The sequence below is a fragment of the Pseudomonas inefficax genome (genome assembly GCF_900277125.1).
Taxonomy (GTDB): Bacteria; Pseudomonadota; Gammaproteobacteria; order Pseudomonadales; family Pseudomonadaceae; genus Aquipseudomonas; species Aquipseudomonas inefficax.
Window position 1 is genome coordinate 198,072 of record NZ_OPYN01000207.1, and the last position, 25,655, is coordinate 223,726.

Consider the following 25,655-nt stretch of genomic DNA (forward strand, 5'->3'; position numbering starts at 1 on the left):
AACGCGCGGCGCGGCGGGGAACGCTCCGGGGGCACCTCTGCAGGGTGCCTCGCGGATGAGCTAATCAAGGGCTGTGGCAGTACCTAAGTACAACCCAGCGGTATTTACAAACAACCATGAATGTAAGTATATTCCTTAGCAAGCTATTTATCCACCGGATAGCAATTTTTCCAGATCAAGACTCTTCCATTACTCTTGAGCGTCTCCCAGCTCCGACGACCCGAGGATCCTCATGCAATTCAAGCCAGCCGTTACCGCTCTGGTTTCCGCCGTCGCCCTGGCAACCCTGCTCAGTGGCTGTAAGAAAGAGGAAGCAGCGCCAGCGGCGCAGGCTCCTCAGGTCGGCGTCGTGACCATCCAGCCCCAGGCCTTCACTCTGACCACGGAACTGCCAGGCCGTACCACTGCCTACCGCGTCGCCGAAGTGCGCCCGCAGGTCAACGGCATCATCCTCAAGCGCCTGTTCAAGGAAGGCAGCGAGGTCAAGGAAGGCCAGCAGCTGTACCAGATCGACCCTGCCGTGTACGAAGCCAACCTGGCCAATGCCCAGGCCAACCTGCAGGCTACCCGCTCGCTGGCAGAACGCTACAAGCAGCTGATCGACGAACAGGCTGTTTCCAAACAGGAATACGACGACGCCAATGCCAAACGATTGCAGGCCGAGGCTTCGCTCAAGAGCGCACAGATCGACCTGCGCTACACCAAGGTCCTGGCACCTATCAGCGGCCGTATCGGCCGTTCTTCGTTCACCGAAGGTGCACTGGTGAGCAACGGCCAAACCAATGCCATGGCGACCATCCAGCAACTCGACCCGATCTACGTCGACGTCACCCAGTCCACCGCCGAGCTGCTCAAGCTGCGTCGTGACCTGGAAAGCGGCCAGCTGCAAAAGGCCGGCGACAACGCCGCCTCGGTGCAACTGGTGCTGGAAGACGGCAGCCTGTTCAAGCAGGAAGGCCGCCTGGAATTCTCTGAAGTCGCGGTCGACGAGACCACCGGCTCGGTCACCCTGCGCGCGCTGTTCCCCAACCCCGATCACACCCTGCTGCCCGGCATGTTCGTGCATGCGCGGCTCAAGGCCGGGGTCAACGCCAACGCCATCCTGGCCCCGCAACAGGGCGTGACCCGCGACCTGAAAGGCGCACCGACCGCGCTGGTGGTCAACCAGGAGAACAAGGTCGAACTGCGCCAGCTCAAGGCCAACCGTACCCTGGGTAGCGACTGGCTGATCGAGGAAGGCCTCAAACCGGGCGACCGCCTGATCACCGAAGGGCTGCAGTACGTGCGCCCGGGCGTGGAGGTAAAAGTCAGCGAAGCCACCAACGTCAAGAAGCCGGCCAGCCCTGATCAGGCCAACGCGGCGAAAGCAGACGCCAAAGCGGAGTAAACCATGTCGAAGTTCTTTATCGATCGCCCGATCTTCGCCTGGGTGATCGCCTTGGTGATCATGCTGGTCGGCGCCTTGTCGATCCTGAAGCTGCCGATCAACCAGTACCCCAGCATCGCGCCGCCGGCCATCGCCATCGCCGTGACCTACCCGGGCGCCTCGGCGCAAACCGTGCAGGACACCGTGGTACAGGTGATCGAGCAGCAGCTCAACGGTATCGACAACCTGCGTTATGTGTCGTCGGAAAGTAACTCCGATGGCAGCATGACCATTACCGCCACCTTCGAGCAGGGCACCAACCCCGACACCGCACAGGTGCAGGTGCAGAACAAGCTGAACCTGGCCACCCCGCTGCTGCCGCAGGAAGTGCAGCAACAAGGTATCCGCGTCACCAAGGCAGTGAAGAACTTCCTGCTGGTGATCGGCCTGGTGTCCGAAGACGGCAGCATGACCAAGGACGACCTGGCCAACTACATCGTCTCCAACATGCAGGACCCGATCTCGCGCACCGCAGGTGTGGGTGACTTCCAGGTATTCGGTGCGCAGTACGCCATGCGTATCTGGCTCGATCCGGCCAAGCTGAACAAGTTCCAGCTGACCCCGGTCGACGTCAAGACCGCCGTGGCCGCGCAGAACGTGCAGGTATCCTCCGGCCAGCTCGGCGGCCTGCCGGCCATGCCGGGTACCCAGCTGAACGCCACCATCATCGGCAAGACCCGCCTGCAGACTGCCGAGCAGTTCGAGAAGATCCTGCTCAAGGTCAACAGCGACGGTTCGCAGGTGCGTCTGGGTGATGTCGCCCAGGTTGGCCTGGGTGGTGAAAACTATGCCGTCAGCGCTCAGTTCAACGGTAAGCCGGCTTCCGGCCTGGCAGTAAAACTGGCCACCGGTGCCAACGCACTGGACACCGCCAAGGCCCTGCGCAAGACCATCTCCGACCTGGAACCGTTCTTCCCGCCTGGGGTGAAGGCAGTATTCCCGTATGACACGACCCCAGTGGTCACCGAATCGATCAGCGGCGTAATCCACACCCTGATCGAAGCCGTGGTCCTGGTGTTCCTGGTGATGTACCTGTTCCTGCAGAACTTCCGTGCCACCGTCATCACCACCATGACCGTACCGGTGGTGTTGCTGGGCACCTTCGGCATCCTTGCCGCAGCAGGCTTCAGCATCAACACCCTGACCATGTTCGCCATGGTCCTGGCCATCGGCTTGCTGGTGGACGACGCCATCGTCGTGGTGGAGAACGTCGAGCGGGTGATGTCCGAGGAAGGCTTGCCGCCCAAGGAAGCGACCAAGCGCTCGATGGAGCAGATCCAGGGTGCCCTGGTGGGTATCGCCCTGGTGCTGTCGGCAGTACTGCTGCCCATGGCGTTCTTTGGCGGCTCCACGGGTGTGATCTACCGGCAGTTCTCCATCACCATCGTCTCGGCCATGGGCCTGTCGGTGCTGGTGGCGCTCATCTTCACCCCGGCCTTGTGCGCCACCATGCTCAAGCCGCTGAAGAAGGGCGAGCACCATGTGGCCAAGCGTGGCTTCTTTGGCTGGTTCAACCGCAACTTCGACCGCAGCGTAACCGGCTACGAGCGCAGCGTGGGCACTATCCTGCGCAACAAGGTACCGTTCCTGCTGGCCTACGCGCTGATCGTGGTCGGCATGATCTGGCTGTTCGCCCGCATCCCTACCGCGTTCCTGCCGGAAGAAGACCAGGGCGTATTGTTCGCCCAGGTACAGACCCCGGCCGGCTCCAGTGCCGAGCGCACCCAGGTGGTGGTCGACCAGATGCGTGAGTACCTGCTCAGCGAAGAGGCCGACACCGTGGCTTCGGTGTTCACCGTCAATGGCTTCAACTTCGCCGGCCGTGGCCAGAGCTCGGGTATGGCGTTCATCATGCTCAAGCCGTGGGACGAGCGCTCCAAGGAAAACAGCGTGTTTGCCCTTGCCCAGCGCGCCCAGCAGCACTTCTTCACCTTCCGTGATGCAATGGTGTTCGCCTTTGCCCCGCCTGCGGTGCTCGAACTGGGTAACGCCACCGGCTTCGACGTGTTCCTGCAGGACCGCGGCGGTGTCGGCCATGCCAAGCTGATGGAAGCGCGCAACCAGTTCCTGGCCAAGGCCGCGCAGAGCAAGATCCTCAGCGCCGTGCGCCCGAATGGCCTGAACGACGAGCCGCAGTACCAGCTGACCATCGATGACGAGCGTGCCAGCGCCCTGGGCGTGACCATCGCCGACATCAACAACACCCTGTCGATTGCCCTGGGTGCCAGCTACGTCAACGACTTCATCGACCGTGGCCGGGTCAAGAAGGTGTACATCCAGGGCGAGCCGAACGCACGAATGAGCCCGGAAGACCTGCAGAAGTGGTACGTGCGCAATGGCGCCGGCGAAATGGTGCCGTTCTCCTCCTTCGCCAAGGGCGAATGGACCTACGGTTCGCCGAAGCTGTCGCGTTACAACGGCGTCGAGGCAATGGAAATCCTCGGTGCTCCAGCCCCGGGCTACAGTACCGGTGAAGCCATGGCCGAGGTCGAGCGCATTGCTGGCGAACTGCCAAGCGGCATCGGCTTCTCCTGGACCGGCATGTCCTACGAGGAAAAACTCTCCGGTTCGCAGATGCCGGCATTGTTTGCCCTCTCGGTACTGTTCGTGTTCCTGTGCCTGGCAGCCCTGTACGAAAGCTGGTCGATCCCGATCGCCGTGGTGCTGGTGGTACCGCTGGGTATCATCGGTGCCCTGATCGCCACCAGCCTGCGCGGGTTGTCCAACGATGTGTACTTCCTGGTCGGCCTGTTGACCACCATCGGCCTGGCGGCGAAAAACGCCATTCTGATCGTCGAGTTCGCCAAGGAGCTGCACGAGCAAGGCCGCAGCCTGTACGACGCGGCGATCGAGGCGTGCCGCATGCGTCTGCGCCCGATCATCATGACCTCGCTGGCGTTCATCCTCGGCGTGGTACCGTTGACTATCGCCAGCGGCGCCGGCGCCGGCAGCCAGCACGCCATCGGTACTGGCGTGATCGGCGGCATGATCAGTGCGACCGTGCTGGCTATCTTCTGGGTACCACTGTTCTTCGTCGCAGTGTCGTCACTGTTCGGCAGCAAAGAGCCGGAAAAAGACGCCACCCCTGAAACTCCACGTTATGAGGCTGGGCAATGACCAAGTCTTTGTTGTCCCTGGCAGTAACCGCTTTCATTCTTGGCGGCTGCTCGCTGATCCCTGACTACCAGACCCCGGAATCGCCGGTGGCTGCGCAGTGGCCGCAAGGCCCTGCGTACTCGCCGACGCAATCGGCGGAAGTTGCCGCCGCCGAACAGGGCTGGCGCCAGTTCTTCCACGACCCGGCACTGCAGCAACTGATCCAGACATCGCTGGTCAACAACCGCGACCTGCGCGTTGCCGCGTTGAACATCGATGCCTACCGTGCGCAGTACCGCATCCAGCGTGCCGACCTGTTCCCTGCGGTTTCGGCCAACGGCAGCGGCAGCCGCCAACGCGTACCGGCAAACATGTCGCAGACGGGCGAAGCAGGCATCACCAGCCAGTACTCGGCCACTCTTGGCGTCAGCGCTTATGAGCTGGACCTGTTCGGCCGCGTGCGCAGCCTGACCGAGCAGGCCCTGGAAACCTACCTGTCCAGCGAGCAGGCGCGTCGCTCCACGCAGATCAGCCTGGTGGCCAGCGTGGCCAACGCCTATTACACCTGGCAGGCCGACCAGGCGCTGTTCAAGCTGACCGAAGAAACGCTGAAGACCTACGAGGAAAGCTACAACCTCACCCGTCGCAGCAACGAAGTCGGCGTAGCCTCGGCACTCGACGTCAGCCAGGCGCGTACCGCCGTGGAAGGCGCCCGGGTCAAGTACTCGCAGTACCAGCGCCTGGTCGCCCAGGACGTCAACAGCCTGACCGTGCTGCTGGGCACCGGCATTCCCGCCGACCTGGCCAAGCCGCTGGAGCTCGATGCCGACCAGCTGGCCGAAGTACCGGCCGGCCTGCCGTCGGACATCCTCCAGCGTCGCCCGGACATCCAGGAAGCCGAGCACCTGCTCAAGGCCGCCAATGCCAACATTGGCGCGGCCCGAGCAGCGTTCTTCCCGAGCATCAGCCTGACCGCCAATGCCGGCAGCCTGAGCCCCGACATGGGCCACCTGTTCTCGGGCGGCCAGGGCACCTGGTTGTTCCAGCCACAGATCAACCTGCCGATCTTCAATGCCGGCAGCCTGAAGGCCAGCCTGGACTACTCGAAGATCCAGAAAGACATCAACGTCGCCAAGTACGAAAAGACCATCCAGACCGCCTTCCAGGAAGTCTCCGATGGCCTGGCGGCACGCAAGACCTTCGAAGAGCAGCTGCAGGCGCAACGCGACCTGGTGCAGGCGAACCAGGACTACTACCGCCTGGCCGAACGCCGCTATCGCATCGGTATCGACAGCAACCTGACCTTCCTCGACGCCCAGCGCAACCTGTTCAGCGCCCAGCAGGCGCTGATTGGCGATCGCTTGTCGCAGCTGACCAGCGAGGTCAACCTGTACAAGGCGCTTGGCGGTGGCTGGTACGAGCAGAGCGGGCAGGCCAACAACCAGCAGGCAGCGGTGGAAGCACCGAAGAGCTGATTGAAGCTGTCAAAGCATCAAGCCCACCCTCGCGGTGGGCTTTTTGTTTTGTGTTGCCTGAACCGGCCTCTTCGCGGGTGAACCCGCTCCCACAATGTTTTGCATAAATGCTGAAGGCTGTGCAGTACCTGTGGGAGCGGGTTTACCCGCGAAGAGGCCAGTACAGGAGAACAATTAACCAACCAGAACATTCCGTTCGATTATCGCCCGCTTCCGTTTGCGGCGAATTGCCTCCCCCCAGCCCTACCCCGCACCATCCTTCCCACGCAACGTTGCCCCGTTCATCCCGCAGGCCGCGTCCTATAGCGTACCGCTCGCCCATAAAAACAAGAGATCCCCGACAGATGAGCACTTTGCAACCCGCACGCCAGCTGCTGCCCGGCCTGTTGGCCATGTCCTGCGCATTCCCCGTGTTCGCCGCCGACGAAGGTGGTTTCCTGGAGGATGCAAAGGCCACCCTCAACCTGCGCAACTTCTACATCAATCGCAACTTCGTCGACCCGGCCCACCCGCAGACCAAGGCCGAGGAGTGGACGCAGAGCTTCATCCTCGACGCCCGCTCCGGCTTCACCCAGGGCACCGTAGGTTTCGGCGTGGACGTACTGGGCCTGTACTCGGTCAAGCTCGACGGCGGCAAGGGCACCACCAACACCCATCTGCTGCCGGTGCACGACGACGGCCGCCCCGCCGATGACTTCGGCCGCCTGGGCGTGGCACTGAAAGCCAAGCTGTCCGAAACCGAGCTGAAAGTGGGTGAATGGATGCCGGTCCTGCCGATCCTGCGCTCGGACGATGGCCGCTCGCTGCCGCAGACCTTCCGCGGTGGCCAGCTGACCTCGAAGGAAATCGCCGGCCTGACCCTGTACGCCGGCCAGTTTCGCGGCAACAGCCCGCGCAACGACGCCAGCATGGAGGACATGTCGCTGAATGGTAAGGCCGCATTCACCTCCGACCGTTTCAACTTTGGCGGCGGCGAATATACCTTCAACGACAAGCGCACCATGATCGGCCTGTGGGATGCCCAGCTCAAGGACATCTACCGCCAGCAGTACCTCAACCTGGTGCACAGCCAACCCCTGGGCGACTGGACCCTGGGTGCCAACCTGGGCTACTTCATCGGCAAGGAAGACGGCGCCGAGCGCGCCGGCGAACTGGACAACCGCACCGCCTCGGCCATGCTCTCGGCGCGCTATCAGGGCCACACCCTCTACGTCGGCCTGCAGAAAGTCAGCGGCGACGACGCTTGGATGCGGGTCAACGGCACCAGCGGTGGCACCCTGGCAAACGACAGCTACAACTCCAGCTTCGACAATGCCAAGGAACGCTCCTGGCAGGTGCGCCATGACTTCAACTTCGCCACCGTCGGCGTGCCAGGCCTGACCCTGATGAACCGCTATATCAAGGGTGACAACGTCACTGCGGGTGGCGTGGACGATGGCAAGGAATGGGCACGGGAAACCGAGTTAGCCTATGTGGTGCAGTCGGGCAGCTTCAAGGACCTGTCGGTGAAGTGGCGAAACTCCACCATGCGCCGGGACTTCAGCACCAACTCGTTCGATGAGAACCGGTTGATTGTGAGTTACCCGCTGAATCTTCTGTGAATTCTTCGCGGGCACGCCCGCTCCCACAAGGACCGCACCAGCCTCGAAACCTGTGCGATTCCTGTGGGAGCGGGCATGCCCGCGAAGAGGCCAGAAGCCACAGCAAATAACTCAAAGCTATAAATAAATCAAAAAACCTTCTTTGACGACATATGCAGCAACCGCTTGAATAAGCCCCTGATCCCCGCCCCAGAGCCGTGAAATGGACCTCCGTCAGCTGCGCTACTTCATCGCCCTCACCGAATACCGCAGCTTCGTCCGAGCCGCCGAGGCCATGGGCATCACCCAACCTGCCTTCAGCCGTGCCATCCAGAGCCTGGAACACAGCTTTGGCTGCCCACTGGTCGACCGTGCCAGCAAAGCCCTGCCGCCCACCCCCGAAGGCTTGGTGGTTCTGCAACATGCCCGGCGTCTGGTTCAAGGTGCCGCACAGCTGAGCAACGAAGTGCTGCAGATGACCAAACTCGATGCCGGCGAGCTGCATTTTGGCAGCGGCCCGGCGCTGGCCGTGCGCCTGGTGCCCGATGCCCTGCGCCACTTCCTCGAACGCCACCCGGGCATCCGCACCTCGCTGTTGGTGGACAACGCCGAACGCCTCGGCCAGGCCCTGCGCCGCGAGCAGATCGAGTTTTTCGTCGACGATATCCGCCCGTTCGAAGCCGACCCCAACTTCCACACCGAACCCCTTTCACCGCGCCCCGGCCTGTTCTTCTGCCGCCCGGGGCACCCGTTGCTGGCCAAGGACAGCCTGTCGACCAACGACCTGTTCAGCTACCCCCTGGCCAGCGCCCTGCTCGCCCCCGGTGTGCGCAAGCGCCTGGCCAACCTGAGCGGGCGCAGCGATTTCACCCCGCACCTGCAAACCGAGCACCTGGCCGTGCTGCGCAGCGTGGTGCAGGCCACCGATGCCATCGGCACCGCCAGCGAGGAAGCCGTGGCCGAAGACCTGGCCAGCGGCAGCCTGGTGCGCCTGCACTGGCGCAACCTGCCACCCGCGCTGGAAGTGCTGAGTGTGCGCTGTGGCGTGGTCAGCCGCAGCGGTTACCGGCTGTCGCCGGCGGCACGAGCGATGATCGAGACGCTGGTCGGGCTGGATATGCCAGTGCGGGCTGCTGCCATTCGCTGAGCTGATGATGGTGGTGGCTGCGGGCTATCCTGAGCTATATCGGTCGCCTGTACTGGCCCTTTCGCGGGTGAACCCGCTCCCACAGTGTCACCACAGCTCCTGAGGGCTGCGCTGTACCTGTGGGAGCGGGTTCACCCGCGAAGAGGCCAGAACAGGCAACACACCCCGACCAGGCAAACCAGGGAGGCACAACAATGAAAACCCTCGTCGACCACCTGAGCCAATACGCCAGCTACCACCGCGACCCACGCAACATCGCCACCCACTTCGTCGGCATCCCGATGATCGTGCTGGCGGTCACCATCCTGCTGTCGCGCCCTGGCTGGGAGGTAGCCGGCATGTGGCTGTCCCCTGCCCTGCCTGCGGCGGCAGCCTCGGTCTGGTTCTACCTGCGCCTGGACCTGCGCTTCGGCCTGGTGATGGGATTGTTGCTGGGGCTATGCCTGTGGGTCGGCCAAGTGCTGGCAATGCAGACGACAGCGCTGTGGCTAGGCGCCGGGCTGGGGGCGTTCGTGGTGGGCTGGATCATCCAGTTCGTCGGCCATTACTACGAAGGCCGCAAGCCGGCGTTTGTCGACGATCTCAGCGGCCTGATCATCGGGCCGCTGTTCGTGGTGGCAGAAGCGGCATTCATGCTTGGCCTGTGCCCGGCCCTGAAACGTGCGGTCGAGGCCAACGCCGGGCCCGTGGTGGCACGCTCTATGTAGGAGCGGCCTTGTGTCGCGATAGGGCTGCGAAGCGGCCCCCAGGGTTTCAGCTTCGCAGCCAACATTGCCGGGGCCGCTTTGCGGCCCATCGCGACGCAAGGCCGCTCCTACAAGGGACCGCGTAGCAATCAGGTGCGCGACTCCACACCCAGCTCATCCCACACCGACTCCGCCAGGTGGAAGGTGGCATTGGCCGCCGGAATGCCACAATAGATCGCGCTCTGCATCAGCACTTCCTTGATCTCGTCGCGGGTAACGCCGTTGTTGGCCGCCGCGCGCAGGTGCAGTTTCAGCTCGTCGTTGCGGTTCATGCCAATCAGCATGGCGATGGTGATCAGGCTACGGGTATGGCGCGGCAGGCCCGGGCGAGTCCAGATGTCACCCCAGGCGTGGCGGGTGATCATCTCCTGGAATTCGCCGTTGAAGTCGTTGAGCTTCTCCAGGCTGCGATCCACATGAGCATCGCCAAGCACTGCGCGGCGTACTTGCATGCCGGCGTCGTAACGTTGTTTCTCGTCCATGGCGGTATTCTCAGTGAGCCAGCAGGAAGTCGAGCACGCGGCGGCTGAACGCCTCGCCGATCTCGACGTTGGACAGGTGCGCCGCCGGGAAGTCGACGTACTCGGCACCCACGATACCGGCCTGCATGAAGCGGCCGTGCTCCGCAGTGGTCACCACATCCTCGGTACCGGCAACGATCAGCGCCGGCACCTGGATACGGCCCAGTTGCTCGCGGTAATCGGCATCACGCACCGCCGCGCAGTTGCCGGCATAACCTTGCGGGCTGGTTTGCGCCAGCATCTGGCAGATGCGCTGGGCCTGCGCTGGCTGGGCCTGGGCGAAGCCCGGGGTGAACCAGCGGGCGATGGAGGCATCGCGCAAGTCGACCATGGCTTGCTGGCCACCCTTGAGCACGGTGTCGATACGGGTGTTCCACACCTCGTCGTTGGCGATCTTGGCGGCGGTATTGCACAGGGTCAGGCTGCGCAGGCGCTCGCCGGCATTGATGCCCAGCCACTGGCCGATCAGGCCACCCATCGACAGGCCGACGAAGTGCGCCTTGGCGATGTCCAGGCCATCGAGCAGAGCCAGCACATCACGGCCCAGCTGTTCGATGCTGTAGGGGCCTTCTGTCACCAGCGACCCACCGTGGCCACGGGTATCGTAGCGCAGCACACGCAAGTGCTGGCTCCACAGTGGAATCTGCGTGTCCCACATGCCCAGGTCGGTGCCCAGCGAGTTGGACAGGACCAGCACCGGGGCGTTTTCCGGGCCATCGATCTGGTAATTCAAAACGCCATCGGCCAGTTGCAAGTGCGCCACAGCGGTCTCCTTCAGGCAGTGAAACGTTGATGTTCGGACACGGCGCGCGCCACCCAGACGCGGGCCTGGCCCAGGTAATGGGCGGGATCGAGCAAGCGATCGAGTTCTTCGGCGGACAGCTCGGCGCTGACCTGCGGCTCTTCACCCAGCACGGTGCGCAGGTGGCGCTGTTCGGCCACGGCGCGCTGGCAGCACTGCTCCAGCAGGTGGTGGGCGTGGTCGCGGCCCAGGCGTTGGGCGAGGACGATGCTCACCGCCTCGGCCAGCACCAGGCCCTGGGTCAGGTCGAGGTTACGGCGCATGCGCGTGGCATCCACTTCCATGCCCTCGGCAATCACCTGGGCCTGGCGCAGCGCACCGGATACCAGGCAACAGATGTCTGGCAGGGTTTCCCATTCGGCATGCCACAGGCCAAGGCTGCGTTCGTGCTCCTGGGGCATGGCGGCGAACAGTGTCGAGACCAGCCCCGGCACGCGGGTCGCGGCACCGATCAGCACCGCGGCGCCGACCGGGTTGCGCTTGTGCGGCATGGTCGAAGAACCCCCCTTGCCCGGCGCGGAAGGCTCGAACAGTTCACCCGCCTCGGTCTGCATCAGCAGGCTGACGTCACGGCCGAACTTGCCCAGGCTGCCAGCGACCAGGCCCAGCACCGAGGCAAACTCCACCAGGCGGTCGCGCTGGGTGTGCCAGGGCTGCTCGGGCAGGGTCAGCTTGAGCTGCTCGGCCAGGGCCTCGGCCACCGGCATTGCCTTGCTGCCCAAGGCCGCCAGGCTACCCGAGGCCCCGCCGAACTGCAGCACCAGCAAGCGAGGGCGCAGCTCCCGCAGGCGCTGGCGGTGACGGGTCAACGCGCCCAGCACACCGGCCAGTTTCATCCCCAGGGTCACCGGGGTGGCGTGCTGCAGCCAGGTGCGCCCCACCAGCGGCGTGTCGGCGTGCAGCAAGGCCTGGCGCGACAAGGTATCGGCCAGCTTGCCGAGGTCGGCTTCGATCAGGTCGAGGGCAGCGCGCAGTTGCAGAACCAGCCCGGTGTCCATCGCGTCCTGGCTGGTGGCGCCCAGGTGCACGTAGCGCTCGGCCTCGGGCACGCCACTGGCAATCACCTTGCCCAACGCCTTCACCAGCGGGATCGCCGAGTTGCCAGCAGTGGCAATGGCATTGGCCAGCGCGCCAACGTCATAGCGCTCGGCGTGGCACGCCGCCTCGATGGCCGCTACCGCGCTGTGCGGAACCAGCCCGGCAGCCGCCTCGGCCCGCGCCAGCGCAGCTTCGAAATCGAGCATGCCCTGCAGGCGGCCGCGGTCGGAGAAGATCTCGCGCATGGCCGGTGCGGTGAAGTAGGCGTCGAACAATTGGTTGGTCATGCCACGTCCTTAATCATCGTGGTGCAGGTACGCGGCCTGCTTCGGCAGGCGCAGGCTGAACAGGAAGGCAATCGCCATCATCGCCGTGACGTACCAATAGAAGGTGTTTTCCATGCCCAGGGTCTTCAGGCCCAGGGCAACGTACTCGGCCGAACCGCCGAACGCCGCGTTGGCCACGGCATAGGCAAGGCCCACACCCAGTGCGCGCACTTGCGGCGGAAACATCTCGGCCTTCACCAGGCCGCTGATCGAGGTGTAGAAACTGACGATACACAACGCCAGGCTGATCAGCACGAAGGCCATGAACGGGCTGCTCACGGTTTTCAGCGCCATCAGCAACGGCACGGTGAACAGCGTACCCAAGGCACCGAACAGCATCATCGAATTACGCCGGCCGATGCGGTCGGACAGCATGCCGAAGAACGGCTGCAGCACCATGAACAGGAACAGCGCGCCAGTCATCACGTAGCTGGCATTCTTTGCGGTCATGCCGGCGGTGTTGACCAGGTACTTCTGCATGTAGGTGGTGAAGGTATAGAAGATCAGCGAACCGCCTGCGGTATAGCCGAGCACGGTGATGAAGGCCGCCGCATGGTCGCGGAACAGGCCCTTGATGGTGCCGGCGTCCTTGTCCTGACGGGTTTCGGCGCTGCTGGTTTCATGCAGCGAGCGGCGCAGCATCAAAGAGATCAGCGCGGCGATGGCACCGACCACGAACGGAATGCGCCAGCCCCAGTCGCGCAGCTCTTCTTCGGTGAGCAGTTGCTGCAGGATCACCACCACCAGCACCGCCAGCAACTGGCCGCCGATCAGGGTCACGTACTGGAACGAAGCGAAGAAACCGCGCTGGCCGCGAAGTGCCACTTCACTCATGTAGGTGGCAGTGGTGCCGTACTCGCCGCCTACCGACAGGCCCTGGATCAGCCGGGCCAGCAACAGCAGCGCCGGGGCCCAGGTGCCGATGCTGGCATAGGTGGGCAGGCAAGCGATCATCAGGGAGCCGAAGCACATCATCAGCACCGAGATCATCAGGGAATTCTTGCGACCATGGCGGTCAGCGAGGCGGCCGAAGATCCAGCCACCGATGGGGCGCATCAGAAAGCCCGCGGCGAACACGCCTGCCGTGTTCAACAACTGCACGGTCGGGTCATCGGAGGGGAAGAACGCCGGGGCAAAGTAGATCGCGCAGAAGGCATAGACGTAGAAGTCGAACCATTCCACCAGGTTGCCTGAAGAGGCACCAACGATAGCGAAGATGCGTTTGCTGCGTTCTTCGCCGGTGTAATAGGCTGAGGTCATGGTGAGTTTACTCCTGGAGGGTCGCAGGTAATTCTAGACACACCTGGTAACACCCTCGTTCCGCTATTTGCCTGGCAATTGGCCTTGAGATGCAGGTGCCGGCCTCTTCGCGGGTAAACCCGCTCCCACAGGGAATGCGTGGTTCCCTGTGGGAGCGGGTTTACCCGCGAAGAGGCCGGTACTGGTCAAACCCGCTCGATGGCCAATGCCAAACCTTGGCCAACCCCTACACACATGGTCGCCAGGCCTTTACGCCCACCGCTCTTCTCCAGCTGGTGAAGCGCGGTCAGCACCAGGCGCGCACCGCTCATGCCCAGCGGGTGACCCAGGGCAATTGCACCGCCGTTGGGGTTCACCTGCGGTGCATCGTCGGCCACACCCAGCTCACGCAGCACCGCCAGCCCCTGGCTGGCAAAGGCTTCGTTGAGCTCGATCACATCGAAATCATTCACCGCCACACCCAGGCGCTCGGTGAGCTTGCGCACCGCCGGCACCGGGCCAATACCCATCACCCGCGGCGCAACGCCGGCACTGGCCATGCCCAGTACCCGGGCACGTGGGGTCAGGCCGTGCTTCTTCACTGCTTCGGCCGAAGCCAGGATCAACGCCGCAGCTCCGTCGTTCACGCCCGAGGCGTTGCCGGCGGTGACGGTCTTGTCCGGGCCGTTGACCGGCTTGAGCTTGGTCAGGGCTTCCAGCGTGGTTTCCGGGCGCAGATGCTCGTCACGCTCGACGATGGTCTCGCCCTTCCTGTGCGCGATACGCACCGGCACGATCTCTTCGGCGAAGAAGCCGGCGGCCTGGGCAGCAGCTGCCTTCTGCTGGCTGCGCAGGGCGAAGGCGTCCTGGTCAGCACGCGAAACCTGGTAATCGTCGGCCACGTTGTCGGCGGTTTCCGGCATGGAATCCACACCGTACTGGCTCTTCATCAGGGGGTTGATGAAACGCCAGCCGATGGTGGTGTCTTCGAGCTTCATGTTGCGCGAATAGCCGCTTTCGGCCTTGCCCATGACGAACGGAGCGCGCGACATCGACTCGACGCCGCCGGCGATCGCCAACTCCATTTCGCCGCTGGCAATGGCACGGAAGGCGGTGCCGATGGCATCCATGCCCGACGCACACAGGCGGTTCAGGGTAACGCCCGGGATGCTCTGCGGCAGGCCGGCCAGCAGTAGCGCCATGCGCGCCACGTTGCGGTTGTCTTCACCGGCCTGGTTGGCGCAGCCGAAGAACACTTCGTCAACCTGATCCCATTGCACGCTCGGGTTACGCTCGATCAGCGCCTTCAGCGGCACAGCGGCCAGGTCGTCGGCCCGCACGCCGGCCAGTGCGCCACCGAAGCGGCCGATCGGGGTGCGGATGGCGTCACAGATGAATACGTCGCGCATCAGGCTTCTCCTGCCACCTGGCCATGGGCCGCGGCGGTACGGGCTTCGAGGTCACGCAGGGCGGACAGCTCGACTTCGGTAGGTGCGGCAGTGGTCTGCACATCGTCGGCAAAGCGGATCGCCCAACCAGTGGCGGCGACGATCTGCTCGCGGGTCACGCCTGGGTGGATGGCAGTGACTACGAATTCGTGGGTGCCGGCTTCCGGCTCCATGATGCACAGGTCGGTGATGATGCCGACCGGGCCCTCGCCTGGCAGGCCAAGGCGTTTGCGCGAGTCGCCGCCTTCACCGTGGCCAACCGAAGTGATGAAGTCCAGCTTGTCGACGAAGGCACGCGGCGACTGCTTGAGGATGATCAGCACCTGCTTGGCGGAACCGGCGATTTCCGGTGCGCCACCGGCACCCGGCAGGCGGGTTTTCGGGGCGTGGTAGTCACCGACCACAGTCGTGTTGATGTTGCCGAAGCGGTCGACCTGGGCGGCGCCGAGGAAGCCGACGTCTATGCGCCCACCTTGCAGCCAGTAGCGGAAGATCTCGCCGGTCGGTACCACCGTGTCAGCGGTTTCGGCCAGTTCGCCGTCGCCGATCGACAGCGGCAGCACACTTGGCTTGGCGCCGATCGGGCCGGATTCGTAGATCAGCACCACGTCTGGCGAAGAGGTCAGGCGCGCCAGGTTGGCCGCCTTGGATGGCAGGCCGATGCCGACGAAGCACACAGCACCGTTGCGCAGGCGACGGGCTGCGGCGACGGTCATCATTTCGGAAGTGGAGTAGCTCATTGTGCGGCCTCCGCAGTGCTGGCCAGCTTGGCCTTGAATTCGTTGAAATCGGCAGTGCCACGGATGTAGGTGTCGATCCAGGCAGTGAACGATTCGCGGCTACGCGCGATCGGGTCCCAGGCCTGGTAGAAACGGTTGTCACGCTCGTAGTAGCCGTGGGCATAGGACGGGTGCGCACCACCCGGTACCAGGCATACCGCGCTCAGCGCCCAGGTCGGCAGCACACAGGCGTTCATCGGGGCCTGCAGGTCGTCGACGATTTCCTCGACGGTGACGATGCAGCGCTTGGCGGCCAGGGCGGCTTCCTTCTGCACACCGAGGATGCCCCAGAGCAGCACGTTGCCTTTGCGGTCGGCCTTTTGCGCGTGGATCACGGTCACGTCCGGGCGCACCGACGGCACGGCTGCCAGCACTTCACCGGTGAACGGGCAGGTGACGCTCTTGATCAGCGGGTTGACCTTAGGCAGGTCGGAGCCGGCGTAGGCACGCAGCACGGCGAACGGCAGGCCAGAAGCACCGGCGACATAGGCATTGGCCAGGTCGGCGTGGCTGTGTTCTTCGATTTCGATGGCGTGAGGCCACTGCTTCTCGACGGCATCACGCAGGCGGTGCAGCGAACCGACACCTGGGTTGCCACCCCAGGAGAAGATCAGCTTGCTGGCGCAACCGGCGCCGATCAGCTGATCGTAGATCAGGTCCGGAGTCATGCGCACCAAGGTCAAGTCGCGCTTGCCCTGACGGATGATCTCGTGGCCGGCGGCAGTCGGGATCAGGTGGGTGAAACCTTCGAGGGCGACGGTATCGCCATCCTGGATGAACTGCTTCACGGCTTCGTGAAGCGGGAGAATTGCAGCCATTTGGAGACTCCTGGTCAGGGTGCTTCGGTGAGCTCAGATTAAGGAGACTGGCGGGTGGCTTACAATCCGATAATCGACTATTCGTGCGATTATCGAACCATTTGTTGTCCTGCTACTCATCTTGATTCTGGGGCTGCTGCGCAGCCCTTTCGCGACACAAGGCCGCTCCTACAGGGGATCGCGTTCCCTGTAGGAGCAGCCTTGTGCTGCGAAGGGCCGCAAAGCGGCCTCGGGCGTCAGGTCGCGTCAGCGTGGCTCACCAGCCCTTTCACGATCACACCCACGGTCGCCAGCCCCGCCGGCACCAGCAACGCCGTAAGCACCTGTTCGAAGTTCCAGCCCAGCCCGAGCAGCGTCGCGCCACTCCAGGCCCCGAGAATCGCCCCGAAGCGGCCGATGCCCAGCATCCACGATACCCCTGTGGCGCGGCCCTGTGTCGGATAGAAGCGCGCCGCCAGCGAAGGCATCGCCGACTGGGCGCCGTTCACACACATGCCGGCAACCAGCACCAACGTAGCCAACACGGTGATATTGCCCAGGCTCTGCCCCACGGCGTAGGCGAACACCCCGGCCAGCAGGTAGAAAATGCCGATCACCTTGTGCGGATTGAAGCGGTCCATGGCCCAGCCCACGCCGACGGCGCTCAGCACGCCGCCAAACTGGAACAGTGCGCCGATGAAGGCAGCCTGCTCCATGCTCGCGCCACTGTCGCGCATCAAGGTGGGCAACCAGCTGGTCAGCAGATAGACGATCACCAGGCCCATGAAGTAGGTCAGCCACAACAGCATGGTGCCCATGCCGTAAGTACCAGAGAAGATCAGCGCAAACACGTTGCGCGCGGCCACTGCCTTTTGCTCCGGCACGCTGAAGCTGCCCGCCTCGGCCACCACCTGCGGCGCGATGGGCGACAAGGTCTTGCGCACCTTGTCCGTGCCCCGGTTGCGCACCACCAGGAACCGCGCCGACTCCGGCAGCCATACCATCAGCACCAGCGCCAGCAGCAACGGCAGCACGCCACCGATCACCAGCAGGCTGTGCCAGCCGTAGGCCGGAATCATCTTGGCGGAAATGAAACCACCACCGGCCATGCCCAGGTTGAAACCGCAGAACATGCTGGTCACCAGCAGTGACTTGAGGCGCTCGGGGGTGTATTCAGACAGTAGCGTGGTGGCGTTGGGCATGCCTGCGCCAAGGCCCAGGCCGGTCAGGAAGCGCAACACCAGCAACTGGTCGACATTGGTGGCATAGGCCGAGGCCAGGCTGAAGCCGCCGAATACGAGCACCGCACCCACCAGTACGCCCTTGCGGCCAAAACGATCCGCTAGCGGGCCAGAGCCGAGGGCACCGAAAACCATGCCGATCAATGCAGCACTCATCACCGGGCCGAGGCTGGCGCGGTCAATCCCCCACTCCTGTGACAGGGCCGGGGCGATGAAGCCCATGGCGGCGGTATCCAGGCCGTCGAGGAAGACGATCAGAAAGCACAGCAACACCACCCGCCATTGGTAGCGGGACAGCGGCTGCTGATTGATGAACGACTGGACGTCGAGGCTTTTGCCGACGTTGGTTTGCGCTTGGTTCATTATTGTTATCCAGAATGAGGGGCACAGCCTGGCCACTGCAGCGATCAAACGTTACAGAGGACGAGGATTTGGGAGATTGCGGCCGGCGTCAGCCTGGATATAACAATACTGCGCGCGGGTGCGGCCGCGGCAGCGAGGGGACAGTAATCATGGAAAGTGCCTCTTGTGTTTTTCTTGTTCGATCGGCGCAGCCGACCGTTGCGAGAGACATTAATCAGCGGGCGGGGGTGAAGCAATTCGCCGCGAACGACACTGTGCGTTTATCGCACAGGAAAGGGTTTTGCCTGTTCTAAATTTGAATGGGGGCGCTGTGCGCCCCAATCGCGACACAAGGCCGCTCCCACAGGTATTGCACAATATTTGATATATGCGAGGCCCTTGTGGGAGCGGCCTTGTGTCGCGATTGGGCCGCAAAGCGGCCCCCTGCAGGCTCAGCCAAACAACTGATGGCAAAGGTCCCGGCTGGCCGCCAGCAGGATCGGCAAGAACCGCTGCTCCAGCTCACTGCGCGTCACCCGCCCGACATGGGTACTCACATTCAACGCCGCCAACACCTGCCCTGAGGCGTCATACACCGGCACCGCAATCGAGCGCAGCCCCTGCTCCAGCTCCTGGTCCACCACGCACCAGCCCTGCGCGCGCACCTGCTGGATACAGGCGAACAGCGACTCGGCGTCATGCAAGGTACGGCTGGTACGCGCCTTGAGGTCGGCACGCTCCAGGTATTCACGCAGGCTGGTGTCGTCCATGGCCGCCAGCAGAATGCGCCCCATCGAGGTGCAATAGGCCGGCAGGCGCCCACCCACCGACAGGTCGACCGAAATCAGCCGCTCCACGGTGGCCGAACGGGCTATATAAAGGATGTCGTCACCTTCGAGCGTGGCCATGTTGGCCGCCTCGTGCAGCTGGTCGCTGATGCGGTCCAGGTAAGGCTGGGCAGAAATCGCCAGCGGCGTCGACGACAGGTACGCATGCCCCAGCGTCAGCACTTTGGGCAACAGCGAGTAGGTGCGCCCGTCGGTGGTGGCGTAACCCAGCTTGATCAAGGTATGCAGGCAACGGCGTACCGCCGCACGGGGTATTTCGGTGCGGTGGCTGATCTGGGCGATGGTCAGGTGGCGCTTGCGTTCCTGAAAGGCCTGGATAACGGCCAGGCCTCGCGCCAGGGAGGTCATGAAGTCAGGATCGCCGGTAAAGGCCTGGATGCGCTTAGCCGGGGAAGCCACGATCGGCGGTGCCAAAGCTGCCGAGGCAGGTCGCCCCTGCTCCGGGTTGGCCGGCTCTGGATTGACGGAATCGTTGGCCAGGGTTTCGTCACTCATCGCACACCTCAAAAAAAACGCCCACTCGTGCGATTATCGAACAAACGGCCGATAATCGCAATTGACCGCTGACACTTTTACTTATACCTTTCTCATGCCACTTGTGGCTTCTTTGGAGAGACTGGTCAGGTACCCACCGTAGAAGTCCCAGGCAACGGCCTCGTCTTTTGGCGAGGCCGTTTTTCATTACACTCCCGCTCGACAGCCCGCTACGGCGTTGCAACGAACTTTTGTCCGTCTTGCCTTTCAAACTTGTACGAAAGGCCCAAACTGTTGTCGGATGCATTCCGTTACTTGCGTCCGGTGATGTCAGGGTTGGGTAAATAACGATGTTCGGCGAAATATCGATTGCTATAATCGACTGCGCAGGCCTCGACGATGCCGTGGTAATGAACCTTCCGCTGTATCAAGCCGTTGCGGCCAGCAAGGCATGTGCACGCTGCACAACGCCATTAACAACTGTCATCAAACTCAATTCAGGTACTACTGTGACGAAAGATGAACTGCGCGCGGAACTCGAGCGCCAGGCTGAACGTTACAAGGATGTTTACGGTGGCGAAGTCACCACCTACGCCGCCCAACCGGATCCGGAGCGCAAACCTTGGCGCAAGCGTGCCAGCGTGCGCGACCAGGCCTTCAGCCAGGAACTGGAACGTATGGAAAAGGAACTGCGCAGCGACACTCCCTGATTTCCAGGGCCAAGCCAGCGCGTCGTCGCCCGGCCAACCCGGGCGCGCTCGATCTTTACTGTCCGGCCGAAGGTGAAATGGAATTACACAAATTTCATACGCCCGTTTGAACACTAGCGAAGCGGCTTTTTATTCAACGTTTTGCCGGTTTTCGCCAGTTTTTGTGCGTTTTAGCCGACATTTTCCTGCCTTAACGTCGCTCCGAGCACACCACGCTCGTGTCAGGAAGATTGCCGTCGGTCTGTCGCGGATGCATCGATTGCCAAGGTTTTCTGGCATAATCCCGCCCCCCTAAGACCGCCAGACAACCTTCATGATCGAATTATTCAGCGGACTGGATGCCTGGGTGTTGGTGAGCCTGCTGCTCGCCTTGACCTTCGTTCTCGCCTTCGAGTTCATCAATGGCTTTCATGACACCGCCAACGCGGTAGCTACCGTCATCTATACCAAGGCCATGCCGCCGCACCTCGCCGTGTTCTTCTCCGGCGTGTTCAACTTCCTTGGCGTTCTGCTCGGCGGTGTCGGGGTGGCCTATGCCATCGTGCACCTGTTGCCGGTAGAGCTGCTGATCAATGTGAACACCGGACACGGCCTGGCCATGGTCTTCTCGCTGCTGGCCGCGGCCATCACCTGGAACCTGGGCACCTGGTACTTCGGTATCCCCGCCTCCAGCTCCCACACGCTGATCGGCTCCATCCTCGGCGTCGGCCTGGCCAATGCCCTGATCAACGACATCCCGCTGGGCGACGGTGTCAACTGGCAGAAGGCGATCGACATCGCCATGTCGCTGGTGATCTCGCCAATGGCCGGCTTCGCCGTTGCCGCGCTGGTGCTGATCGGCCTGAAGTGGTGGCGCCCGCTGTCGAAGATGCACAAGACCCCCGAGCAGCGCCGCAAGCTCGACGACAAGAAGCACCCACCGTTCTGGAACCGCCTGGTACTGGTCGTTTCGGCAATGGGCGTGAGCTTTGTGCACGGTTCCAACGACGGCCAGAAAGGTATCGGGCTGATCATGCTGGTGCTGATCGGTATCGTCCCGGCCAAGTTCGTCCTCGACCTGAACAGTACCACCTACCAGATCGAGCGTACCCGCGACGCTACCCTGCACATGAGCCAGTTCTACCAGCGCAACGCCGCCACCCTGGGTGAGTTCCTGGCACTGGGCAAGGCCAAATCCAGCGACCTGCCGGAGCAGTTCAGCTGCAACCCGCAGCAGACCGAGCCGACCATTGCCGCGCTGCAATCGTCACTGCAGGGCGTGACCGACTACCACAGCCTGAGTGCCGACAAGCGTGTCGAAGTGCGCCGCTACCTGCTGTGCCTGGACGACACGGCGAAGAAGGTCGGCAAGCTGCCAGGCCTGGAAGCCCGTGAAAAAGCCGACCTGGAAAAACTGCGCAAAGACCTGACCGCCACCACCGAGTACGCCCCGTTCTGGGTGATCGTGGCCGTTGCCCTGGCCCTGGGCCTGGGCACCATGGTCGGCTGGAAGCGCGTGGTACTGACCGTCGGCGAGAAGATCGGCAAGCAGGGCATGACCTATGCCCAGGGCATGTCGGCGCAGATCACCGCGGCTTGCGCCATCGGCATGGCCAACATCTTCGCCCTGCCGGTATCGACCACCCACGTGCTGTCGTCCGGTGTGGCCGGCACCATGGTCGCCAACAAGAGCGGCCTGCAAGGCGGCACCGTTAAGACCATCCTGCTGGCCTGGGTACTGACCCTGCCTGCGTCGATGGGCCTGGCGGCTGGCCTGTTCTGGCTGGCGTCCAAAGCCATTGGCTGAGTGACACCGCAATAGAAAAAGGCGCCCTCGGGCGCCTTTTTCATTTGGAAACCGGGCTCGCTTTTTTGTGGGAGCGGCCTTGCGTCGCGAAAGGGCTGCAAAGCAGCCCCGGGATTTCAGCGCAGATGCACAAATTGCTGGGGCTGCTCTGCAGCCCTTTCGCGACGCAAGGCCGCTCCCACAGGGCCGGTACAGGCAAACTACCTTTTCTTGCCCCCCAGCAACGAACCCATCAACCCCCGCACCAACTGCCGCCCCAACTGGTTGGCCGCCTGGCGCACCGCCGATTTGATCGCCTGCCCTGCTGCACTCTGCAAAAACTCACCAGCCTTGTCGGCAAAGCTCTCTTCATCCGCCTTGGGTTGCGGCGCTGGCTCCACCGGTTCGCCCTTGCGCTGGGTCAACATCTCATACGCCGACTCACGGTCCACCGGCTTGTCGTAACGCCCCGCCAGCGGCGAAGCGGCAATCAGCGCACTGCGCTCAGCCGCGCTCAGCGGCCCGATACGCGACTGCGGTGGTGCAATCAGTACCCGTTGCACCATCGCAGGCGTGCCCTTTTCTTCCAGCGTCCCCACCAGCGCCTCGCCAATCCCCAGTTCGGTCAGCACCGCCAGGGTTTCGAACGCCGGGTTGGGACGGAAGCCATCGGCCACCGCCCGCAGCGACTTCTGCTCCTTGGCGGTAAATGCCCGCAAGCCATGCTGAATGCGCAAGCCCAACTGGGCCAGCACCGCATCCGGCAAGTCCCCCGGCGACTGGGTGACGAAGTACACCCCAACGCCCTTGGAGCGGATCAGCCGCACCACCTGCTCCAGGCGATCCTGCAATGCCTTGGGCGTATCGTTGAACAGCAAGTGGGCTTCATCGAAGAACAACGCCAGCACCGGCTTGTCGGCATCACCACGCTCGGGCAGCTGCTCGAACAACTCGGCCAGCAGCCACAACAGGAAGGTCGCATACACCTTGGGGGCTTCGTGAACCAAGCGGCTGGCGTCGAGCAGGTGAATACGCCCACGGCCATCCGGGTCTGGCCGCAGCAGGTCCTCGAGCTGCAACCCGGGCTCACCGAACAGCGCCTCGGCGCCCTGCTGCTCCAGGGTCGCCAACCGGCGCAACAGGGCCTGGGTGGAGGCCGTGGTCACAAGCGCGCTGTCTTCGCCCAGCAGTTGCGGGTTGTCCTTCAGGTGCGCGAGCAGCGCCTTGAGGTCCTTGAGGTCGAGCAGCAGCAGGCCTTCACGGTCGGCCACCTTGAACGCCGCATACAGCGCCGCCTGCTGGCTGTCGGTCAATTCCAGCAGGTTGCCCAGCAGCAGCGGCCCCATTTCACTGAGGGTAGTGCGCAGCGGGTGGCCGGACTGCCCGGCAATGTCCCACAGGCTCACCGGGTAAGCCTGTGGCCTGTGCCCCAGCCAGGGCATGCCGGCGATGCGCTCGGCCACCTTGCCCTGCGGCGCACCAGCAGCGCCCAGGCCGCACAGGTCGCCTTTGACATCGGCGGCGAACACCGCAACCCCCGCATCACTGAACGCTTCCGCCAGATGCTGCAGGGTGACGGTCTTGCCAGTACCCGTCGCGCCCGCTACCAGGCCATGGCGGTTAGCCAGCCTCATGGCTTGCCCAACCGGCTGGCCATCCGGGCCAGCGCCTACAACGATGGTCGAAATTTCCGACATCTCTTAATCCTCTGCTCAAGCTTTACCGTAATTCGGCCGATACCTGTGGGTGATATTCGCCTTAATAGAGAGGAACAACCGAAAAGGGACTTTTCCGGATGTTGCACTGCTTTGCGACTCCACGTGTGCAAACGCCTGATATGAAACCTTAGCGGAACCGATTACGCCATGAACAAAAGCCTTCGTTTCAGCCACAAGATTCTTTTGGCAGCATCATTGATCGTGATACTCGCCTTCAGCCTTTTCACGCTCTACAACGATTACCTCCAGCGTAATGCGATCCGCGAGGACCTCGAAAACTATCTGGCTGAAATGGGCGGTTCCACTTCGACCAATATCCGCAACCTGTTCGAAGGCCGTATCAAGCTGGTGGAAAACCTGGCACAGAACATAGCCCAAGATCCGACCAACGCCGAAACCCTCATGGGCCAGAATGCACTGGTTTCCAGTTTCCTCACCGTCTACCTGGGCAAGGTCGATGGTGGCTTCAGCGTGCGCCCTGACTCGAAAATGCCCGACGGCTACGACCCACGCACCCGCCCTTGGTACAAGGACGGCATGAACGCCGCCGGCGCGACCCTGACTGAGCCGTACATCGACATGACCACCAACAAGATGGTCATCGGTATCCTCAGCAAGGTTTCCACCAGTGTCGGCGTGGTCGGTGGCGACCTGGCCCTGGATGGCCTGGTGCAGATCATCAACTCGCTGAACTTCGGCGGCATGGGCTATGCCTTCCTGGTCAACGAGCAGGGCAAGATCCTGGTGCACCCGGACAAAGACCTGGTGATGAAGTCGCTGTCGGACCTGTTCCCGCAGCACACGCCAAAACTGACCGGTGAACTGACCGAAGTGCAGAGCGAAGGCCAGGCCCGCCTGCTGACCTTTACCCCGATCACAGGCCTGCCTTCGGCCAACTGGTACATCGGCCTGTCGGTGGACAAGGACAAGGCCTTCTCCATGCTCAGCACCTTCCGCACCTCTGCGGTGATCGCCACGCTGGTGGCGGTGGTGATCATCATCGGCCTGCTCGGCCTGCTGATCCGCGTGCTGATGCAGCCGCTGCACACCATGACCCGCGCCATGGAAGACATCGCCGAAGGTGAAGGCGACCTGACCAAGCGCCTGCGCATTCACAACCACGACGAATTCGGCATCCTGGGCAGCGCCTTCAACCGTTTCGTCGAGCGTATTCACAGCTCGATTCGCGAAGTGTCTTCGGCCACCGAGCAGGTCAACGAAGTAGCCCTGCGGGTCATCAGTGCGTCGAACTCATCGATGACCAACTCCGACGAGCAGTCCAACCGTACCAACAGCGTGGCCGCCGCCATCAACGAACTGGGTGCCGCCGCCCAGGAAATTGCCGGCAACGCCGCCCAGGCCTCGCAGCACGCCAGTTCGGCGCGGTTACTGGCCGAAGAAGGGCAGCAGGTGGTGGAGCGCAACATTGCGGCAATGAACCGCCTGTCCGACCTGATCGTCACCTCCAGCGCGCACATCGAGACGCTGAACAGCAAGACCGTCAACATCGGCCAGATCCTCGAGGTGATCACCAGCATTTCCCAGCAGACCAACCTGCTGGCGCTGAACGCGGCCATCGAAGCAGCCCGTGCCGGTGAGGCCGGGCGTGGTTTTGCCGTGGTCGCCGATGAAGTACGCAACCTGGCGCACCGCACCCAGGAATCGGCGCAACAGGTGCAGACCATGATCGAAGAACTGCAGGTCGGCGCCCGCGAGTCGGTCGAGACCATGGACCAGAGCCAGCGCCACAGCCAGGACAGCATGCAGATCGCCAACCAGGCCGGTGAGCGGCTGGACAGCGTTACCGTGCGCATCGGCGAGATCGACGGCATGAACCAGTCGGTGGCCACCGCCACCGAAGAGCAGACCGCCGTGGTCGAAGCGATCAACATGGACATCAACGAGATCAACATGCTCAACCAGGAAGGCGTGGAAAACCTGCAGGCCACCCTGCGCGCCTGTTCCGACCTGGAGCAGCAGGCCGGCCGCCTGAAGCAGCTGGTGGGTAGCTTCCGCATCTGATCTCAATCCGCGTCGCCTGCTTCGCGGGCTCGCCCGCTTCCACAGGAACTGCACACCCCCCGAGGCCTGTGTAACTCCTGTGGAAGCGGGCAAGCCCGCGAAGAAGCTCACACTG

18 protein-coding genes and 2 pseudogenes are annotated in these 25,655 nt (G+C 63.1%); 10 read left to right on the plus strand and 10 right to left on the minus strand.

Features of this window, described 5'->3' with window-relative positions; genetic code table 11:
- The first annotated feature begins 232 nt into the window (after positions 1–232).
- From ttgA to JV551A3_RS25955, 6 genes are all read left to right on the plus strand, one after another.
- A complete protein-coding gene (gene ttgA, locus JV551A3_RS25930) occupies positions 233–1,387 on the plus strand; it encodes a toluene efflux RND transporter periplasmic adaptor subunit TtgA (protein WP_133975152.1) in 1,155 nt (384 codons plus the stop codon).
- A gap of 3 nt (positions 1,388–1,390) precedes the next feature.
- Positions 1,391–4,543 carry a multidrug efflux RND transporter permease subunit TtgB gene (gene ttgB / locus JV551A3_RS25935; RefSeq protein ID WP_133975154.1) on the plus strand — a complete coding sequence of 1,051 codons (3,153 nt, stop codon included), beginning with the start codon at positions 1,391–1,393 and terminating at the stop codon, positions 4,541–4,543.
- Positions 4,540–5,997 (plus strand): AdeC/AdeK/OprM family multidrug efflux complex outer membrane factor, encoded by a 1,458-nt coding sequence (locus JV551A3_RS25940; protein ID WP_133975156.1) that lies wholly within the window; start codon positions 4,540–4,542, stop codon positions 5,995–5,997. Before ttgB ends, JV551A3_RS25940 begins: the two co-directional genes overlap by 4 nt.
- Positions 5,998–6,341: 344 nt before the next feature.
- Positions 6,342–7,598, plus strand: coding sequence for an OprD family porin (locus JV551A3_RS25945; RefSeq protein WP_133975158.1), 1,257 nt, complete (start codon positions 6,342–6,344; stop codon positions 7,596–7,598).
- A gap of 202 nt (positions 7,599–7,800) precedes the next feature.
- A complete protein-coding gene (locus JV551A3_RS25950; RefSeq protein WP_133975160.1) occupies positions 7,801–8,724 on the plus strand; it encodes a LysR family transcriptional regulator in 924 nt (307 codons plus the stop codon).
- A 194-nt stretch (positions 8,725–8,918) separates the two neighbouring features.
- Positions 8,919–9,431, plus strand: coding sequence for an Mpo1 family 2-hydroxy fatty acid dioxygenase (locus tag JV551A3_RS25955; protein ID WP_133975162.1), 513 nt, complete (start codon positions 8,919–8,921; stop codon positions 9,429–9,431).
- A 128-nt stretch (positions 9,432–9,559) separates the two neighbouring features.
- On the opposite strand, the gene pcaC is transcribed toward JV551A3_RS25955, so the two are convergent.
- The 9 genes from pcaC to pcaR all read right to left on the minus strand — a co-directional run bounded on the left by pcaC (position 9,560) and on the right by pcaR (position 19,346).
- The gene (pcaC, locus tag JV551A3_RS25960) at positions 9,560–9,952 is read right to left on the minus strand and encodes a 4-carboxymuconolactone decarboxylase (RefSeq protein ID WP_133975164.1); all 393 of its coding nucleotides are present in this window, start codon (positions 9,950–9,952) and stop codon (positions 9,560–9,562) included.
- A 10-nt stretch (positions 9,953–9,962) separates the two neighbouring features.
- Positions 9,963–10,754, minus strand: coding sequence for a 3-oxoadipate enol-lactonase (gene pcaD / locus JV551A3_RS25965; protein WP_133975166.1), 792 nt, complete (start codon positions 10,752–10,754; stop codon positions 9,963–9,965).
- Positions 10,755–10,765: 11 nt separating this feature from the next.
- Positions 10,766–12,118, minus strand: a complete 1,353-nt coding sequence (locus JV551A3_RS25970; RefSeq protein WP_133975168.1) for a 3-carboxy-cis,cis-muconate cycloisomerase — start codon at positions 12,116–12,118, stop codon at positions 10,766–10,768.
- A 9-nt stretch (positions 12,119–12,127) separates the two neighbouring features.
- A complete protein-coding gene (locus JV551A3_RS25975; RefSeq protein WP_133975170.1) occupies positions 12,128–13,417 on the minus strand; it encodes an MFS family transporter in 1,290 nt (429 codons plus the stop codon).
- Between the two features lie 185 nt (positions 13,418–13,602).
- Positions 13,603–14,808 (minus strand): 3-oxoadipyl-CoA thiolase, encoded by a 1,206-nt coding sequence (pcaF, locus tag JV551A3_RS25985; RefSeq protein WP_177421366.1) that lies wholly within the window; start codon positions 14,806–14,808, stop codon positions 13,603–13,605.
- Complete coding sequence (locus JV551A3_RS25990) at positions 14,805–15,584, minus strand: CoA-transferase subunit beta (protein ID WP_133975174.1); 780 nt, start codon at positions 15,582–15,584, stop codon at positions 14,805–14,807. The genes pcaF and JV551A3_RS25990 overlap by 4 nt, the downstream gene beginning before the upstream one ends.
- Positions 15,581–16,441 carry a CoA transferase subunit A gene (locus tag JV551A3_RS25995; RefSeq protein ID WP_015271654.1) on the minus strand — a complete coding sequence of 287 codons (861 nt, stop codon included), beginning with the start codon at positions 16,439–16,441 and terminating at the stop codon, positions 15,581–15,583. The genes JV551A3_RS25990 and JV551A3_RS25995 overlap by 4 nt, the downstream gene beginning before the upstream one ends.
- A gap of 236 nt (positions 16,442–16,677) precedes the next feature.
- Complete coding sequence (locus tag JV551A3_RS26000) at positions 16,678–18,024, minus strand: 4-hydroxybenzoate transporter PcaK (RefSeq protein WP_133975176.1); 1,347 nt, start codon at positions 18,022–18,024, stop codon at positions 16,678–16,680.
- Positions 18,025–18,455: 431 nt separating this feature from the next.
- Complete coding sequence (gene pcaR / locus JV551A3_RS26010) at positions 18,456–19,346, minus strand: pca regulon transcriptional regulator PcaR (RefSeq protein WP_112250424.1); 891 nt, start codon at positions 19,344–19,346, stop codon at positions 18,456–18,458.
- Positions 19,347–19,834: 488 nt separating this feature from the next.
- On the opposite strand from pcaR, the gene JV551A3_RS30855 reads away from it, so the two are divergent.
- Complete coding sequence (locus JV551A3_RS30855; RefSeq protein ID WP_003259583.1) at positions 19,835–20,035, plus strand: hypothetical protein; 201 nt, start codon at positions 19,835–19,837, stop codon at positions 20,033–20,035.
- 313 nt (positions 20,036–20,348) lie between these two features.
- On the plus strand, positions 20,349–21,821 hold the full coding sequence (locus JV551A3_RS26020; protein ID WP_063913242.1) for an inorganic phosphate transporter: 1,473 nt from the start codon (positions 20,349–20,351) through the stop codon (positions 21,819–21,821).
- A gap of 200 nt (positions 21,822–22,021) precedes the next feature.
- On the opposite strand, the gene JV551A3_RS26025 is transcribed toward JV551A3_RS26020, so the two are convergent.
- Entirely contained in the window at positions 22,022–23,497 is a 1,476-nt protein-coding gene (locus JV551A3_RS26025) for a helicase HerA-like domain-containing protein (RefSeq protein WP_133975180.1), read from the minus strand.
- A 168-nt stretch (positions 23,498–23,665) separates the two neighbouring features.
- Between JV551A3_RS26025 and JV551A3_RS31475 the strand changes: the two are divergent.
- Positions 23,666–24,682 (plus strand): annotated as a pseudogene (locus tag JV551A3_RS31475) (HAMP domain-containing protein); the annotation flags it as partial.
- Between the two features lie 261 nt (positions 24,683–24,943).
- Positions 24,944–25,540: pseudogene (locus tag JV551A3_RS31480) on the plus strand (methyl-accepting chemotaxis protein); the annotation flags it as partial.
- Positions 25,541–25,655 lie beyond the last annotated feature (115 nt).

Excerpts from the sequence above, each read along its gene's own strand:
- JV551A3_RS25950 (WP_133975160.1), top strand. The coding sequence starts at position 7,801 with ATGGACCTCCGTCAGCTGCGCTACTTCATCGCCCTCACCGAATACCGC.
- JV551A3_RS25995 (WP_015271654.1), bottom strand. The coding sequence starts at position 16,441 with ATGGCTGCAATTCTCCCGCTTCACGAAGCCGTGAAGCAGTTCATCCAG.
- JV551A3_RS26020 (WP_063913242.1), top strand. The coding sequence starts at position 20,349 with ATGATCGAATTATTCAGCGGACTGGATGCCTGGGTGTTGGTGAGCCTG.
- pcaC (WP_133975164.1), bottom strand. The coding sequence starts at position 9,952 with ATGGACGAGAAACAACGTTACGACGCCGGCATGCAAGTACGCCGCGCA.
- JV551A3_RS25945 (WP_133975158.1), top strand. The coding sequence starts at position 6,342 with ATGAGCACTTTGCAACCCGCACGCCAGCTGCTGCCCGGCCTGTTGGCC.
- JV551A3_RS26025 (WP_133975180.1), bottom strand. The coding sequence starts at position 23,497 with ATGTCGGAAATTTCGACCATCGTTGTAGGCGCTGGCCCGGATGGCCAG.
- JV551A3_RS25990 (WP_133975174.1), bottom strand. The coding sequence starts at position 15,584 with ATGAGCTACTCCACTTCCGAAATGATGACCGTCGCCGCAGCCCGTCGC.
- ttgA (WP_133975152.1), top strand. The coding sequence starts at position 233 with ATGCAATTCAAGCCAGCCGTTACCGCTCTGGTTTCCGCCGTCGCCCTG.
- JV551A3_RS25975 (WP_133975170.1), bottom strand. The coding sequence starts at position 13,417 with ATGACCTCAGCCTATTACACCGGCGAAGAACGCAGCAAACGCATCTTC.
- JV551A3_RS25955 (WP_133975162.1), top strand. The coding sequence starts at position 8,919 with ATGAAAACCCTCGTCGACCACCTGAGCCAATACGCCAGCTACCACCGC.
- JV551A3_RS26000 (WP_133975176.1), bottom strand. The coding sequence starts at position 18,024 with ATGAACCAAGCGCAAACCAACGTCGGCAAAAGCCTCGACGTCCAGTCG.
- ttgB (WP_133975154.1), top strand. The coding sequence starts at position 1,391 with ATGTCGAAGTTCTTTATCGATCGCCCGATCTTCGCCTGGGTGATCGCC.
- JV551A3_RS25970 (WP_133975168.1), bottom strand. The coding sequence starts at position 12,118 with ATGACCAACCAATTGTTCGACGCCTACTTCACCGCACCGGCCATGCGC.
- pcaR (WP_112250424.1), bottom strand. The coding sequence starts at position 19,346 with ATGAGTGACGAAACCCTGGCCAACGATTCCGTCAATCCAGAGCCGGCC.
- JV551A3_RS25940 (WP_133975156.1), top strand. The coding sequence starts at position 4,540 with ATGACCAAGTCTTTGTTGTCCCTGGCAGTAACCGCTTTCATTCTTGGC.